The following is a 15,469-nucleotide window of genomic DNA, read 5'->3' as shown; positions in this document are numbered from 1 at the left end:
TGCCCGTCCCCGGCGCGTCCCCCCGCGCCGCCGTCCCCCTTCGTGCGGAGCGCCCCCCATGACCCCAGATCAAGCCCCCGTACGCATCCACTGGAACTTGCATTCATTGTCGTGGAGCATCCTCCGCAAGCGCCGCGTCATCGGACACGCGCCCTCCCTAGTCCTCGCCGAGTGCGTCATGCGCGCCAGCGAGGCAGGCAGGCTCCGGTGCCAGGCCGCGGCGCGCCGCGAGGTCGTGGCGACCATCGAGGGCATCATCGCCGACGGCGCCCGGCCCGACGACGCCATCCGCATCGGGTACCGACCGACCGAGCCCGGCTTCCGCCGCCGCGACACGAACGAGGTCGTCACCGCCGCCAGCCGCGTCTGGTTCGAGCCGGACGGCACCGCCTGGGCGGCCAACCCCACCCCCTCCCTGGAGACCTGCCAATGACCGTCGCCCGCTTCCTCGCCCTCGCCGCCGTCCTGCTCGCAGCCACCGTCCCGGTCGAGGCGGCCCGCCAGGCCCAGCCCGTGCCGGAGCCGCCGCCCTTCCCGCAGCCGGGCGACCGCTTCTACCTATCCGTGCGCGGGCCGGCCGCCGGCGGTCGCGCGGGATTCGCCCGGGTCTACGCCGACCCGGTGGGCGACGCCTGGGCCGTCCAAATCACGTGCGGGACCGTCGACACGAAGACCGGCAAGGAGCGCATCGAGCTCCAGGCCATCGGCGAGGGCGGCCGGGACCGCTGGGGCAACCTGGCTTGGACCTGGACGCCCGTCGGCGGGGGCGTCACGGGCGGTGGCGGTCTCCTGCGCGAGAACGGCCTGACGCCCGACGTCCACATGGCGCCGCCGTGCCCGTCGGGCGTCGGCGAGCTGAGTTCTGGTGACTAGCCAGCGCGGGGCGTAGCCTCAACCGAAGGAGACCGACGATGCGCGCGCACTGGGAAGACCCGACTACGGACGGCCCCGAGCCGTCGGCCGAGGAACACGCTGTCGCCGAGGCCGCCCGGCGCCGGCGCGACGTCGGCGAGGCGGTGCGCGGCGTCCGGCTCGCGCGGCGCATGCCCCTCAGGCGCCTAGCCGTCGTCACCGGCATCCCCGAGCGCGTCATCGATGACCTGGAGGCGGGGCGGCCGGTCGACGTCGGCGTGGCCATCCTGGTGGCGGAAGCGGTCGGCCTCAATGTCGTGTCGGTCATGTCACGCCTCGCCCGAAACCCGACCGAGACCGTTCCGCAGGCCGACGAGGATGCCCGCCTACCGTCCCCGCTGGACTAGCGCCCCGGCCGAGTTCCGCGATCATCCCCGGCGGAGGACCTCGCCATGGACCGGACGTGCGCGACGACATGGGCCCTGTGCGCCATCGGCCTGGCGGTCGCGGGATGGGCCGCCGTGGGCACGCCGCGGCCCCTGGTGAGCACCGCTGAGCATCACGGCGGCATCCCGCGTGTGCGGGGGGAAACCCACAACAGCGAAATCGCACCGACAGTGACATTCGTCGTCGGCCGGCCTGCGACAACTTCGCCGTAGCCCCCAACGATTTCACCAACAGGGCGTGGGCGAAGGCGTTGTTGAAATGGCGTCCGCCGTTGGGGGTTCGCCAAGCGGCGATGCCGGCCGTGTGCCGGGCGAAGACGAAGGCCGAGGTCAACGCCGTCTCCAGGTCGATCAGGTCGCCCTCGTTTCGGACGGTCCAATGGGCCACGATCCGGGCCTGTTCCTGCTCGGACGGGTGCGACCCGGCGACGAGCCCGGGGCGGTCGACGCGGATGAGGAACCCGCCCATCGCCTCGATGGCGTCGGCCTCGTTCAGGAACCGGACGTCGTCGACGACCACGCGCTTGCCCTCGCCCCAGGCCCGCTCGACCTGGGCCCGGGCGAGCCGGAGCCAGACGTCGCCGCCGACGCACTTGCGGCCCCACTCGGTCCCGATGGTCTGCATGACGTGCCGGGTGGTGCAGCCGAAGCCGGGGATCTCCTCCTCCTTCCGGCCGCCGTCGACGCGGTCGAGGACCTCCGCCTCGGGCAGGCCGGCCGAGCGCAGGAACGCCGCCGTCATGCCCTTGAGGGGCGCGGCGAGGCGTTGGCGCTCGTAGCCGTGCTCGCGCTGCAGGATGCCGGCGAGGGTGCTCTTCCCGGCGCCGGCCAGGCCGACGACGCCGATCAGGCGGGGCAGGAACATCAGGACCTCCGGAAGCGCTCGAAGGCGCGGCGCCAGGCGTAGCCCCGGGCCACGCTGACGACGGTGAAGATCGCGGTCAGGGCGAGGGCCTGGCCGGCGCCGACGGGGAAGCCGAAGGCGGGGTAGACGACGAGGCCGATCAGCCACGAGATCAGCATCCCGCTGCCCGTGTTCGCGACGGTCTCGGCCAGCGACATGCGGCGGGACTGGCTCACGCGACCGGCTCCCTCGCCGGGATGAGCCACGCCCACCAGACCGGGGAAACCCACGCCGCCAAGCTCCGCCCCCGACGGGCCAACAACCGCACCTTCGAGGCAGCCGTCCGAAAGGGTCGAGGTCGCGGCTTGGGACGTGCCGGCGCCGAGATCCACGCCGGCAGCCAAGGCATCCTGCGCATGCCGGCTTAGGCACGCCGACGCCCCGCGCACTGGGATTGCCCCGGTTCGGTGGACGGTTAGGGGGCTTGCTTGATCAAGGTCGGGCTGGACGTGGCTTTTTTGGTTTCCTGCTCGAACGCAATGGGTGAGCAATAGCCGAGCGCCGAGTGGTGGCGCAGCGGATTGTAGAAGCCTTCGATGTAGCTGAACACCGCCATCCGGGCCTCGGCCTGAGAGCGGAAGCGGCGGCGAGCGAGCAACTCGCATTCGAGGGTCGAGAAGAAGCTCTCGGCCATGGCGTTGTCATAGGCGTCGCCGACCGAGCCCATCGAGGGGCGCACCCCCGCCTCCCGGCAGCGGTTGCCGAAGGCCAGCGAGGTGTATTGCGACCCCTGGTCCGAGTGGTGGATCACCTCGTGCGGTCGTCGCTGCGTGACGGCCATCTCCAAGGCATCCAGTACCAGCTCCGAGCGGAGGTGATGGGCCATGGCCCACCCGACGATCCGGCGGCTGAAGGCGTCGAGCACCACGGCGAGGTAGAGGAAACCAGAAGCCGTCGGCACATAGGTGATATCAGCTACCCAGAGCCGGTTCGGCGCCTCGGCCGAGAACATGCGGTCGACGAGATCGGGGGCGGGCCTCACCTCCCGATCCCGCCGCGTCGTGACGGGGCCGCCGCGCCGGTGGCATGCCCCGACGAGGCCGGCTTCCCGCATCAACCGAGCGATCCGTTTGCGGGAGTGCCGCTCACCTTGCATCCGAAGATCGGCTTGGACGCGCGGCGCGCCATAGGTCTCATGCGAGCCGAGGTGCACGGTGCGGATCCGCTTCAGCAGCGCGGCATCGGCCACCTTCCGCATCGAGGTGGGCCGACCGATCCAAGCATAGTATCCGGCCTTCGATACGCCGAGCGTGCGGGCCATGACGGCGATGGGGAAGTCGGCCCGGTTGGCGCTCATGAACCGGAAGACCCCGATGGCAGAACCCCGGTCTCCCGCGCAAACCAGGCCGTCGCGCGAGAGAGGATATCGCGCTCAAGCTTCAACTGCCGGACCTCCCGCCGGAGCCGGGCGAGCTCGTCACGCTCGGTCGCTGTCAGGCCAGGATCGGCGGGTGGCGGCTTGGCCTCCCGTCGACCTTCACTGCGATCAGCTTCAGCGACCCAGTTCTGAATGGTCTGGCGTGCGGGCTCGAACTCGCGAGCGAGGTCGGTGGGATCGCGGCCGGCACGGACCAGATCGACCATCTGCCGGCGGAACTCGGCGGGGTATGCGGGACGGGTCTTGGGCATCGGGAAAACACCTCACGCGAAAGCGTTCTCAGTGTCCACCGAACCGGGGCAATCCCAATCCCACATCATGGACGACAGTGTGACGCCCAAAACTCCCGAGGAGTTCAGGCAGCAGGGTTGGCGTCAGCTTTCAAGAGAGGAGGTCGCAAACCTCCTTGATTGCTTTCACACCTTGGCCGCTGCCCCGGATTGAGCCTTGGCGTCCAATGACGGGAAGCAATGGTCGGTGGACGTTTATGTCTGCAAATGCGTCGACCGCGAGGTCTCGTGCTGGACAAAAGATTAGGGACTCCACCAAGCCGGCTTCCGCCATGGGTTCGGCAGCTTCGGCGCGCGGCCGGCCTCGGCCCATTTGGATAGACGGGACCGACCCACGCGAGCATTGCCTACGCCCAGCGCTCGAAGCGGCCGGGCCTGTTGCCCTTGTTGCTGCAGACGAACATGCGGCCGGTGGAACTGGTCAGGAAGACACCACTGATCCGGGGCTGGAGAACGGAGCGGATGATGTCCTTGAACTCGTCCCAGGTGATGGATAGCGGACGCCGGATGAACAGGGTGGTCAGGTGAGGCGGCTTGCGGACGGAGAGGCCGGCTTTCTCCAACTTGCGCATGACGCCCCGGATATTGTCGCCGACGGCCCTGTTGAACTCAGCGCCGTAATCCCGGAATTCTTCCTTGGGCTTCGCTTTCTTGACTGCCTTGGCCATGTGCCCTCCATTTAAGGCTTCGCTGCTGCCGGAAAATCGGTCGTTCCACGTCGAAGGCGGCTCGACGCCCGCCCGTCACTCCTCCTCTTCGTCACCCACGGTTTCGAGTTGGTCCAGCAAAGCCCGCAGGCGCCCGGGCGGTCCTTCGAGAATTTCTTTGAAGGTCTCAACCGACTTCGGGAAGTCCTCCGTCAGCATGCCCCCCGCCTCCAGAAGGGTGAGCAGGGTCAACAGCCGACGGGCCGTGCTCGACAGCCGGCGATGGTTCCCCTCGTCATCGACCCCGGCCATCTAGGCCCGCGCCGTCTTGACCGGCACTCCCATCGCACGCGCCAGCGCGGCGGGTGCGCCCCGCTCTCGGCCGCCGTTCAAGCGGGCCGCAAGGATGCCGACCATCTCCGGTGTCATCAAATTTCTTACACATGAAGGACAAAGGCCACACGCGCGGCCCTCATCGGGGAGCGGCCAACGAGGTGAACGTAGAAAAGTTCCCGCCGTGGGTGAACAGCAGGGAAAGGCTGCGAAACCACCTGGTGTTTTTCCACCTTGACCGTACAATGCGCTCCAGGGCGGATGCTTGGCATTCCCGCCCTGGGGCAGCGTGGAAAGACACCGAATCGTGGCGGCAACGTTGGGGGATCGCCTCCGGACCATGGAGGACAATCAGCCGGCGGCGTGGGCCGCGGTCGGCGGCAGTGCCCGTCCCAACCTTCACGGCATGTTGCGCTATCCCGCGATGATGGTCCCGTGCATGCAAGGTGACATCATCGACGCCATCCTCGACGAGGTCGGCACCGGCGGCTCCCGGGTCGTGGACCCCTTCGTGGGCTCCGGGACCATCATGACCGAGGCCCTCCTGCGCGGGCTCGACTTCACCGGCGTCGACATCAACCCTCTCGCCGTCCTCACCTGCGAGGCTAAGGCCGCCATCGACGCCGGCGCCAACGTCGAGCGCGCGGCCGTCACTACGATCCAGGCGCTGCGCAGCGACATCGTCGAGACCGTCGACGTCGACTTCCCATGGCTCTCGAAGTGGTTCGACGAGCCGGCGGCCCGGTGCCTCTCGCGCCTGCGCCGCTCGATCCTCGCGGTTCCCGACCAGCCGGCGCGCAAGGTAATGTGGACGGTCTTCGCGGAGACCATCAGGGTCTCCTCGAATAGCCGGACGAGCACCTACAAGCTGCACATGCGGCCCGAGGGCGACCGGGTCGACCCGGAGCGCATCGTCGCGAACTTCGAGGGCGCGCTCCGGCAAACCTTGCAACGAGTGCGCGACTATCAGGCCCTCATCGCCGGCCGCCCCGAGAGCGACCCGGATATCCGTATCCTGTGCGACGACGTACGCCGGGCCGACATCGGCACGAAGGACGACCGTCACCGTATCCTTGTCACCTCGCCGCCCTACGGCGACAACCAGACGACGATTCCCTACGGGCAGTTCTCCTACCTCGCGGTCCGTTGGATACCGGCCGAGGACCTCAAGGGAAGCGACACCCTTCGGAGCAACACATTCGCGCTCGACACCGCGAGCCTCGGCGGATCCCTCAAGACCGCCAAGGCCAACGGCGAGCGCATCGTCGGCATCTCGCCCACCCTCGACCGCCTCGTCGCCAGCGCCCATTCCGCTGGGAAGGGCCGCGGCCTGCGCAAGGTCTCGAATTTTGTCGCCGACCTCTTCGACGCCTTCGCGCAGGTTCGTGCGACCACTCCCGGCGCCGCCCATTGGGTGATCACCACCGGGAACCGCACCGCCCACGGAATGCCCGTCGCGCTGGACGAGATCTGCCGGGACATCATGTGCTATCTCGGGGGCAAGCCCGTCGCCGGCCTGCGGCGTCGCCTGCCCGGGAAACGGATGCCGACCCGCAACAGTATGGGAAGCCTGATTAACACGGAGACGACGCTGGTCGTGGAGTTCGCGTGAGCGACCAGATGGTACCGGGCAGTTCCGGCGAGGTCGCGCACCCCGTAGGCGGGGCCCAGCTCCGAGTCGGCGCGCACGTGCTGATCCAATTGGGCAGCGAGCTGGTAACGGACGTCGAGCAGGCGATCCTGGAATGCGTCAAGAACGCGTACGACGCCGACGCGAAGGGCTGCGGCATCGAGGTGGCGACGCAGGAAACTGGTACGCTGGTCGAGGTCGGGCCCGTTTCCAGGCTGGCTCGCTTCGATGCGGCGGCGGAAAGCGTCCAGGTCGAGATCGTACCCTTGCCGCCAGCCGACGAACGCGACGGGGACGAGGAGCCCGAGGACGAGACGCCCGAGCCGATGTGCGAGCGCCGCCTGTCCTACACTGGGCGCATGACCATCACCGACCGCGGCGAGGGCATGACGCAGGACCAGCTCCGGTCTTCCTGGCTGGTCGTCAGCGGGTCGGTCAAGCGAGGCCTGCCGGGCCAGCCCAAGCGGAAGACGACCCTCCAGAACCGTACGCCGCTCGGTGACAAGGGGCTCGGGCGCCTCGGCACCATGAAGATCGGCGACATCCTTCTCGTGGAGACCGCCAAGTCTACGGGCGACGACATCGCCGTCGCCCGGTTCCGCTGGGCCGATTGCGAGCGGTCCGTCACGGTCGACCAGATCCCCGTCCAGTTCGGCAGCAGGCCGAACGCCGAGGGTTTCAAGGGGACGAAGGTCACCGTCCTCGGGCTGAAGGACCTGCCCGAATGGCGCCGTCCGCGGCGGATCGACGAGATCACGGCGAGCCTTGCGAAGCTCGTCTCGCCGTTCGAGGTCACGTCGACGTTCCCGGTGTCGATCCAGCTCGACGGCCGCGACCGCTCCCTGGTCTCGGTGACGAACGAGATCCTCGACAGGGCCATCGCGAAGTTCGACTTCCGGTGGGAGGCGGACGGGCAGGGCGACATGGAGCTCGTTGCCACCGCCTACATGCGCAAGCGCCTGATCGCCGGCGAGCGCTCGAAACAGCAACGGGAGAAGACTGCGCTAGTCTTCGGCCGCGACGGCGGCAAAGGATTCCGCGACCTCCTGCTCTCGCCGAAGAAGCTCAAGGGCTATACGCGCAAGGACGTCTCGGACACCGGCCCCTGGTATGTGGAGCTCGAACGGCGCTTCCCCTGGTCCGCCATGCTGATGGACAACGAGGGCAAGATCGAGGACCCTGGCCCATTCACCGGCTCGTTCTACTACTTCCATCTCCAGCGTCAGGACGAGGCGGACAAGTCGGCCGCGGCCGGCATCGGCATCTCCTCCGACCTGATCAAGGGATTGACCGGCATCGCCGTGCTTCGCGACGGGTTCCGCGTCCGCTCGCCGGGCGATTGGCTCGGCCTGTCTGCGGAAATGACCTCCGGCAGCACCTACGGGCTCAGAACGGACAACACCATCGGCTATTTCGCGCTGAGCGGCGAGTTCAACGCGGGGTTGACCGAGAAGTCCGACCGCGAGGGCTTCGTCGAGGACGCGCCCTACCGCGGGTTCCTCCAGATCGCCCGCCAATGCCGCAAGTTCTCCAGCGACGCGATGGACAACGTGCGGCGCTCGCTCGACGAATACGCCCGCAAGCTCCAGGAAACCGGGCGCGAGGAACTCGCACGGCCCGGCAACCCGATGCGCATCGTCGAGCGCAGCATGCAGACCGCACGCGACGCTAGGTCCCTGGCCGACAAGACGGTCACGGACCTGCGGAGCGACATCGAGGCGCTCGAACGGGAGGTCATCGACAGCGGTGACGCCGGCCGGACCGCCTGGCGGGCCGTCGAACTGGCCAAGACCGCACGCGACGCGGTTGACGCGGTCCGGAGCAAGCTCGACCCGCAGGTCGAACCCGCCGACGCCGTGGACTTCCTGCGCCGCGAGATCTCCGACAAGGACGCCCAGGTCACGGCTCTATACGAGAGCGCCGCCGTCGGGTTGAGCGCGCGCGGTCTCGCGCATGAGCTCCGGACGCACTTGGCGGAGATCCAGCAACGGTCCAAGGCCATCCAGGACGCCGCCCGGAAATCCGGCAACGAGGCCGCCATGCTCCCGCACCTGCGGTCCATCCGCGGCTCGTGCGGGGCCATCGCCAATGCGGCCTCCCTGATCGACCCCATGCTGCCCCGCTCCCGGACGCTTCGGGAAACCTTCGCCGTCGCGGATTTCGTTCGGGAGTACGTGGAGAACCGGGCGATATCCTTCGAGCACGCCGGGATCGTCGCCGTCGTGGACGAGATGCCCGGGGCCGCAATTGTGCGCGCCAACCGGTCCCGCCTCCTGCAGGTGCTCGATAATCTCGTGCGCAACAGCGTTTACTGGTTGAGGCGCGGGGGCATCACGGGCGAGGGTCTGCCCGCCAAGGAGGTCCGCATCGACGTCACCGACGGGGGGTTCATCGTGTCAGATACGGGACCGGGGGTCGATCCCGCCGTCGAGGAGCGTCTGTTCGAGATCTTCGTATCCGGGCGACCCGCCGCGCCGGAGGGGCAATCGCCCGGCGGCCAGGGCATCGGGCTTTTCATCGTCCGCCAGCTCCTCGCCCTCGACGGGTGCACCGTCGACCTGCTGGACGACCTCAACCACCTCGGACGCCGGTACCGGTTCGAGGTGGACCTGACCGCCGTACTCGCCCAGCCGCAATGAGCCCGCGTAGCGACCGATGAAGCTTGAAGCAGCACTCCATTGCCTCGGCGGCACCCGCGTCATCTGGATCGATGACCATTTCAACGACACGCCGGCGCAGCTCGCGACGATGTTCATCGCCAACCTTGAGAAGGTTAAGGTCTCCGGCGTCCCGGAATTCGCTGACCTGCTCGAACGGGACGAGTTTGAGCCCGAGGCGACCGAGGGGCGCTTGGTGCAGGCGCTGACGGACATGCGCGAAGACCGCCGGGACGAGGTGAAGGCCATCTTCTTCGACGTCGAGAAGGCGGTCGAGGGATTCCCGGTCGACGAGCTCTCGACCGCAGCCGTGGAACGCGCCTGCTCCCTCCTAGCCATCGCCGACAAGGACCGGTGGACCTTCGACGGCGTCGAGCAAAAGATCCGGGACATCGTCAGAGAAGGCGACGGGAACGTCAGCTATATCGTCGACCTCAAGGAAAGCCGGGGCACGCGCTCGCTCGTCACGCGCGGCATGGACATCCTCAAGGTCCTGGCCACCGAGGGCTCCCGGGGCACGGCGTTCATCCTCACGCACGAGACCGTCATCGCCAACGAGGGCAAGACCGAGGTCGAGCTGAGGATGGGGCTGGAGCCCGACGAGGACATCCCCCTGTGCGTGATCTCCAAGCAGCGGCTCGCGGGCAGGGATCCAGACACGGAGGTCATGGAGGAGGCGTTCCGGGTCGCCATCAAGCGGGCGGGCCTGCGTCGCGGCGTCCACGAGGTCCTGACGAAGGCCGCACCGCAGGTGCCGAGATGGTTCGAGGACGCCCGCGGCAGGTTGCTCCGCATCCCTCCGGAAAGGCTCGACGCTCACGTCGTCGAGCGGGGATACGAGGAAGGCGTCTCCGAGCTTCACGTGCTTGAGAGAACCCTCACGGCCCACATGGCCCAGAAGATGCGCAGCATGTTCGCGACCGACGAGACTGTCCGCGCGAGCAGCGAACGCCTGCGCGCGCTGCGCGGCATCAAGCTCGCTCCCGTAGAGGCTCCCCCCGACGAAGACCTGGTCGCATTCCGCAACGCCGAGACGTGGGAGGAGGCCGATCTCATCAATGCCTCCTTCGCGCCCATCGCGTCGGGCGACGTCTTCGAGCTCGATCTCTCCGAGTTCTCCAACAAGCAAATGGCCAGGAAGCGCTTCGTGCTGATCGGGCAGGCCTGCGAGATCGGGCTGCGTCCGAACGGGAAGCGCGGAGCGCGCACCGGCATCCTGCTGCCGCTGAAGGCACCGCCCAAGCCGGGCGAGGAGAAGACCGGCGCCAAGCAATACGTCCTGCAGTGCACCCTGGACGGGGTCACTCCGGTCGTCGACCTGCGTAACCCGGCGACCGTGGACCTCTCGATCATGGATCTCGCCTCCTTCCGCAGCGACGGCGCGGTTCGCTTCGACAAGGGGCAGGCCTGCCCGGCCGGGCTCCTTCCGGGGCAGGTCCGCATCTACGGGGAGCGGACCGGCTGGCTGTCGGACTACGTCGCGGCCTGCGAGGACAAGGCGGCCCGGGCGGCGGCCGCGGTCGCCGCGGCGAAGGCTGCGGCACGCCCCAGGCCAGTCGCCGCGCCCGTGCCCGAGGCCGCCTTCGCGGTTCTCGCCGCGAACGCCGGGGATGCCGTTCCGGGCGCTCCCGCCGCCCCGCCGGTGGAACCGCCGCCCGCGACGCCGGACGCGGCGTCCGCCCTTGACGGGCCCGCTTCGGTCGAGGCGTCCCCCGCCGAGCCGCCGGCGGACCTGCGCGCCGAAATGGAAGCCGCCATCGAACGGCTTCGCGATGCCTATAAGGACCAGGCATCCACGCACGGCGCCGTCGCGCGGCGCCTGCTACTTGCCGTCGCGTCCCCGGACGATTTCAAGAACGTCGCCGTCGGCGGCTTCGAGCCTGCCAAGGCCGCGAAGGGACGGCCGCCGCACGTTCCCGCGCGGGTCACGTGGCGCCTGATCCGCTGTGGCCGCATCCGCGAGCCCTTCGCGGCCGACATCCTCTCGAACTACCTGGCATCCGTCGGGCGCAACGCGTTCGAGATCGATTTCGTCCTGACGGGCGGTGGGGCCGCGCCCGCCGCGGCGGCCAAGCCAGCGGGTCCGACGGCGGTGGCGTTGCCGGCACTAAGCCCAGCCCCAGCCCCAGCCGCCAGCAGCGGGGGCGAGGCCCCCGCTGAGGTTTAGGAACCGCCGAACTCGGCAGCCTACAGGCACCCGGCGCGGCCACTCCGGGCTGGAGGGGATGCGTCCCCCGCCCCGGACTAGGTTCGGGCGGCGCGACTCCGGCCGTCCAGCCTTGGGGAGGATGAGGCCCTGCATGGCGAGGCTCGGGTCCTGCCCGAGGCAGTCGCAGAACCAGAACAGGCACTCGAAGCCCAACCGGCGCAGGCGGTCCGGGCAGCGGCTCTTGATGTCGCTGAGGTCCCGGCGGAGCTGTGGCCGACATTGCCCATGCTGCCGCCGAGGGTCACGCGGATCTGCTCGGTGGTCATGCGCTAGACGATGGCGATGACATTCGCCATCGCGGCTCACGCGCTCAGGCTCGACGGCGAGCGGCGCTTGCGCGGGTCGTCCAGACTGAGGTCCAAACTAACGCCCAGGGCGGCGGTTTGTTCCATGCAGTAACGCTGCGCGCGCGATCCGGAGTCGCATAGGGGAGCGCAACAGGATCGTGCACGTCCGCGTCGCTTTGCGCGGTCGAAACCATGCAGACGTCGAGAGGACGGGACCGCCTAACCTTGGTAGCCCGTCCCCGGGGCGCGTCAGCCCCAGTAGCGGGCCGCGGCCTCCCACGACCATGGCGCGGGCGCCGGCAGGGCCAGCAGCCGCTCGCGCGCCCCGTCAAGGTCCTTGCCGGGCGGCCCGAGCGCAAGGATCACGAGGCTGTCCGCCCGCTCCCGGGCGTCGTCGTCCGGCTCGCCAGCGAGCAGTTGCCCGGCCGAGACGAGGGCGCGACGCGAGGCGCCACCCCGTTCGTCGTCCCAGGCCCCCAGGGCGGCGTACTCGCCGTCGCCGCGCCACCCTTTCAAGATCGCGCGAAGGGCAGCCTGGCCGGCGGCCGCAGCCGGCGGGGCCGGGAGCGGCGCGTGGTTCTCCGTCAGGTAGACCACGCGCCCGTAGCGGTACGGACGGCGACCGTGCGGGTTCACGGGACGGGCGCCGCCGTACCAGGCCTCAAGGGCTCGCTTGCGTGCAGCCTGGAGGGCGCGATGGCGAAGGAGGTCGTCGCTGACGTAGTTGATGACGAGGGCGCGGGTCATGCCGACACCTTCTCGGGAACAGAAACGCCCGCCGGGCCATAAGGCGCGCAGCGGGCGTTGTCGGGGAGGTAGGTGCCCTTCACCGTGACGCCACCAGTATAGACCTCCGCCTCGGGCGCCACAAGCGCGACGGTCGCCTCGCCGGAGGTATTTCCGCCCCTCACGCGTGAAGTACCCCGTGACGAACCATGTGAACGGCGCGGCTTGACCGGCTTGTCTGGGGCCGTGACCGTGCCGATGGCCTCGACGGCCTTGGCGTCACGCAGGGCGGTGTCGAGGTAGCGAGTGGTGACGCCGAGCCGGGCGGCGATGGCGGGGCGGTCAAGCCCCTCGTCGCGGCGAAGGCGTAGGGCCTCGGCCCCGACGGCGAGCCGGGCGCCCTGCTGGTCCGTGCGGGACCTGGCCCCCCGGGATCGGCGCAGGGTGGCTTGGCGGTCAGCGACGACGTCCCGCTTCCGCTCGGCGGTGACCAGAATGCGCAGGTCGGCGGCGCCCATCTCGGCCGGCTGGATCTTGAGGAGCTCGATCAGACGCTTCGGCCCCGGCCGGTAGCGGGGGTCGATCTCCTTCCCCAGCCAGAACTTGCGCTCGCCGTTTGCAGCGTCCCGGGCGGCCTTGCGGACGCCGCTGGTGCAGGCCAGGGCCTGCTCCTCGTCGAGCCCCCAGGCATGCGCCTGGTCGCGGACCCAACCGTCGAGGTCGCACGCCGGCATGACCCAGGCCTGCACCATCGTCGCCGCATAGGCCATCGTGGACCGGCCCGTGTCCTCGACCATCCGCTTCCCGTCGAACCGGTGGACACGCAGGCGCTCGACGTCGGCGGCAATGGCCCCCCAGTACGAGCGGCCGGTCAGGTGGCCGCCCACCCGCTCTCGCTTCTTGCGTGCCGGCGCGGCAGGGGCGGTCGTCGGGGCCACCTCCTCCTCCCGCCGGGCCCGGTCACGCCCGGCCTGCTTAGCGGCCCGCTTGGCGATGCCGTCGAGCTTCTCGACGACGAACAACTTCGCCTTGCGGCGCGAGATCGGCATGACGGCGGCGGCGAGCTCGTCGAACGTCCCCCGGCGGACGTCGGCGGTGTAGTACGGCCACATCATAAAGGCCGGGGCCTTGGCATTGGGATTGTAGCTGCCCGAGTACCGATAGAGGTGCGTCGGCGACATCCCGGTGGCGTCGTGACCGAGGTCCGCGAACGCGCGGTTCAGGGTGCGCTGGACGGCGCGCCACCGGGGCAGGACCTCGCGGGGCGCCACCTCGTAGAGCCACACGATGAGCATGCCCCTTCCGGACGACATGACGTAGCTCGGAGCCGGCCAGCCCTTCTCCTCGCAGCGGCGTAGGACGATGTCGAGCACGTCGTCCTTGGACAGCCCCGCGAGGCCCTGGACGCCGTAGTAGTCGAGGTCGATCCAGTTGGCGCAGATCGAGGTGACGTTGGCGTCCGACGCTTCTGGGACGGCCCCGCCCGGCTTCGGGTAGGGGAACGTGCAGAAGGTATGGAAGCTGAGCGCCTTGAGGGCGCTCACGACCGAGGCGTGCCCGTCGCGGATGCGCTTCACGCTGAACCGGCGCTCGCGGAACACGTACTTCGCCTTCCGGCCGATGCCGATGTTCACCCGGGCAGCGATGCGGATGACGCCGTGGCTACCGACGGAATGGATGAAGCGGAGGTAGTCGAGGGCAGTGAAGTCGCGGGTCTCGGATGGCATGGCGCGGGCGGGCCATGCCTCCGGGGGCACGGCATGGCCCCGGATCTCGTTAAGAGTGGTCACGGTGGTCTCCGGTTGGGGGACCTCGTCGGGGGCACCTCTGCACCGACAAGGACCGGGTTTAGGGGATGTTCAGGAGCGACAGCCCGACTACGGGCACGACAAGGATTGACCTCGACTACGAGAAGGTCAACGGCCCTCGAACGTCCATGATTAACGCCAGGACCGGAATTTAATACTTGCCCGTAGGTGGCGCGGAAACGGGGTCTACGCGTTGCCTCGATTAGCGCCCGTGTCCCACAGGGGATAAGCGAACACCCTGGCCAGGCGGGCTTCGCTGTGCCTTTCAGGCCCATATCGGGTTTTGCCACCAACCCGGGGCTGATCGATTGCGACCTCCCTCTATGGCCCCTGCGGGGCCGGGGGGGGCGTTGTCCGTTACGAATTGTGTGAAATGGGCGCGTTTCCCTCTGCGAACCGTGTGGACCGGTTGCGCGCGGGAAAGGCCGTCCGATCCTCGAACCACCCCTGGCGGCTTGCTGGCCGGACTGGCACGCTTCCGCCATGACCGACATCGTCCGTTCCCGTGAGACGTCCGCCGCCCGCCGTCGCGTCGCCGCCGCCGACCGTTCACGTGAATGGCGCGAGCGCCAGCGTGAGACCGAGGCTGCCCGTGTCGCAGAGCTCAACACCCTGAAGGCCGAGGTCGCCTCCCTACGGGCCGAGCGCGACCGGCTGCTGGCGGCCCTCGGGCACGCTAGTGGCGTCTCAGGAATTGACGAGGACCTGGCGCGGGCCGTCGTCAAGATGGCTGGGCTGCGCCGGTCCGCTGCCGGCCCGCTCTCTATCGCCCATGCTCAGGTCGCCACCGCCGACATCATCGCCGTCGCCGCATACATCCGCTGCGGCGGCCGGTCCGCGGGGCAGGTAGCCTACGACGCAGCCCGGCGCCGCGTCCTAGAGCGCCTCCAGCAGTTCCTCCCGCCCCCAGGCGAGGCGTAAAGACATCGCCAATGGAGGGTGGCGCATGATGCTCGGGTTCCTGAAGGAGCCGCCGCCGTTTTTCGGCGCCGTCGTCCTGCCGAGGTCGGCCATCATCGGCCGGCCGCGTCGTTCGTCGGGATGCCGGGAAGCGGACAGTGCGGCATTCGGGGCGGATGTTCGCATGCCGCCTGGTCGGCTATGCGCCGATTTTGTTGAAAAACTCGGCTGTTGCAGCGGCATATCTGAGGTGATTCACTGCCGTTGTGAGGCGGGGATCGACGCAGATGATGGGACCTCGGCAAGTCGAGCAGGGCGCTCTGTTCTACGAGTTCTCGCTCGACACCCACGTTCCCGCCGACCATCTCTTGCGCTCCATCGACCGCTTCGTCGATCTCAGCG

14 protein-coding genes are annotated in these 15,469 nt (G+C 69.0%); 7 read left to right on the top strand and 7 right to left on the bottom strand.

The window, feature by feature from the left end; genetic code table 11:
• Positions 1–58: 58 nt before the first annotated feature.
• Genes MFF04_RS05000 through MFF04_RS04990 form a run of 3 tightly spaced genes read left to right on the top strand, consistent with a single transcriptional unit; the run spans position 59 to position 1,259 of the window.
• Entirely contained in the window at positions 59–433 is a 375-nt protein-coding gene (locus tag MFF04_RS05000) for a L5-gp82 domain-containing phage-derived protein (protein WP_441338609.1), read from the top strand.
• Positions 430–873, top strand: a complete 444-nt coding sequence (locus MFF04_RS04995; protein ID WP_238231227.1) for a hypothetical protein — start codon at positions 430–432, stop codon at positions 871–873. The genes MFF04_RS05000 and MFF04_RS04995 overlap by 4 nt, the downstream gene beginning before the upstream one ends.
• A gap of 38 nt (positions 874–911) precedes the next feature.
• Complete coding sequence (locus MFF04_RS04990) at positions 912–1,259, top strand: helix-turn-helix domain-containing protein (protein ID WP_238231225.1); 348 nt, start codon at positions 912–914, stop codon at positions 1,257–1,259.
• Here the strand turns inward: MFF04_RS04990 and MFF04_RS22025 are convergent.
• The 5 genes from MFF04_RS22025 to MFF04_RS04965 form a co-directional block, all read right to left on the bottom strand.
• Positions 1,177–1,923: a nucleoside/nucleotide kinase family protein gene (locus tag MFF04_RS22025; protein WP_353744879.1), complete on the bottom strand. Its 747-nt coding sequence runs from the start codon at positions 1,921–1,923 to the stop codon at positions 1,177–1,179. The two genes, MFF04_RS04990 and MFF04_RS22025, sit on opposite strands and share 83 nt — an antisense overlap.
• 239 nt (positions 1,924–2,162) lie before the next feature.
• Positions 2,163–2,378: a DUF7220 family protein gene (locus tag MFF04_RS04980; RefSeq protein ID WP_238231222.1), complete on the bottom strand. Its 216-nt coding sequence runs from the start codon at positions 2,376–2,378 to the stop codon at positions 2,163–2,165.
• Between the two features lie 239 nt (positions 2,379–2,617).
• Positions 2,618–3,831, bottom strand: a protein-coding gene (locus tag MFF04_RS04975; protein WP_238231220.1) for an IS3 family transposase whose coding sequence is annotated in 2 segments (ribosomal slippage) — positions 2,618–3,552 and positions 3,552–3,831 — 1,215 coding nt in all. Because the reading frame shifts where the segments join, the coding sequence is not laid out codon by codon here.
• 386 nt (positions 3,832–4,217) lie between these two features.
• Entirely contained in the window at positions 4,218–4,538 is a 321-nt protein-coding gene (locus MFF04_RS04970) for a hypothetical protein (RefSeq protein WP_238231218.1), read from the bottom strand.
• Between the two features lie 75 nt (positions 4,539–4,613).
• Positions 4,614–4,829: a hypothetical protein gene (locus MFF04_RS04965; RefSeq protein ID WP_238231217.1), complete on the bottom strand. Its 216-nt coding sequence runs from the start codon at positions 4,827–4,829 to the stop codon at positions 4,614–4,616.
• A 460-nt stretch (positions 4,830–5,289) separates the two neighbouring features.
• Here MFF04_RS04965 and MFF04_RS04960 point away from each other — a divergent pair, with 460 nt between their 5' ends.
• The 3 genes from MFF04_RS04960 (at position 5,290) to MFF04_RS04950 (ending at position 11,304) form a co-directional block, all read left to right on the top strand.
• Positions 5,290–6,462, top strand: coding sequence for a TRM11 family methyltransferase (locus tag MFF04_RS04960; protein WP_238231215.1), 1,173 nt, complete (start codon positions 5,290–5,292; stop codon positions 6,460–6,462).
• A gap of 77 nt (positions 6,463–6,539) precedes the next feature.
• Complete coding sequence (locus MFF04_RS04955) at positions 6,540–9,119, top strand: sensor histidine kinase (RefSeq protein ID WP_238274355.1); 2,580 nt, start codon at positions 6,540–6,542, stop codon at positions 9,117–9,119.
• Positions 9,120–9,135: 16 nt separating this feature from the next.
• Complete coding sequence (locus tag MFF04_RS04950; RefSeq protein WP_238274354.1) at positions 9,136–11,304, top strand: hypothetical protein; 2,169 nt, start codon at positions 9,136–9,138, stop codon at positions 11,302–11,304.
• Positions 11,305–11,882: 578 nt separating this feature from the next.
• On the opposite strand, the gene MFF04_RS04945 is transcribed toward MFF04_RS04950, so the two are convergent.
• A complete protein-coding gene (locus tag MFF04_RS04945) occupies positions 11,883–12,380 on the bottom strand; it encodes a hypothetical protein (RefSeq protein WP_238231209.1) in 498 nt (165 codons plus the stop codon).
• Positions 12,377–14,149 carry a hypothetical protein gene (locus tag MFF04_RS04940; protein WP_238231208.1) on the bottom strand — a complete coding sequence of 591 codons (1,773 nt, stop codon included), beginning with the start codon at positions 14,147–14,149 and terminating at the stop codon, positions 12,377–12,379. The genes MFF04_RS04945 and MFF04_RS04940 overlap by 4 nt, the downstream gene beginning before the upstream one ends.
• A 501-nt stretch (positions 14,150–14,650) precedes the next feature.
• On the opposite strand from MFF04_RS04940, the gene MFF04_RS04935 reads away from it, so the two are divergent.
• Positions 14,651–15,088, top strand: a complete 438-nt coding sequence (locus MFF04_RS04935; RefSeq protein ID WP_238231205.1) for a hypothetical protein — start codon at positions 14,651–14,653, stop codon at positions 15,086–15,088.
• Positions 15,089–15,469: the final 381 nt, after the last annotated feature.

It is taken from the genome of Methylobacterium jeotgali (genome assembly GCF_022179345.1).
GTDB classification, from domain to species: Bacteria; Pseudomonadota; Alphaproteobacteria; order Rhizobiales; family Beijerinckiaceae; genus Methylobacterium; species Methylobacterium jeotgali.
This window is presented reverse-complemented; position numbering and strand designations above follow the sequence as displayed.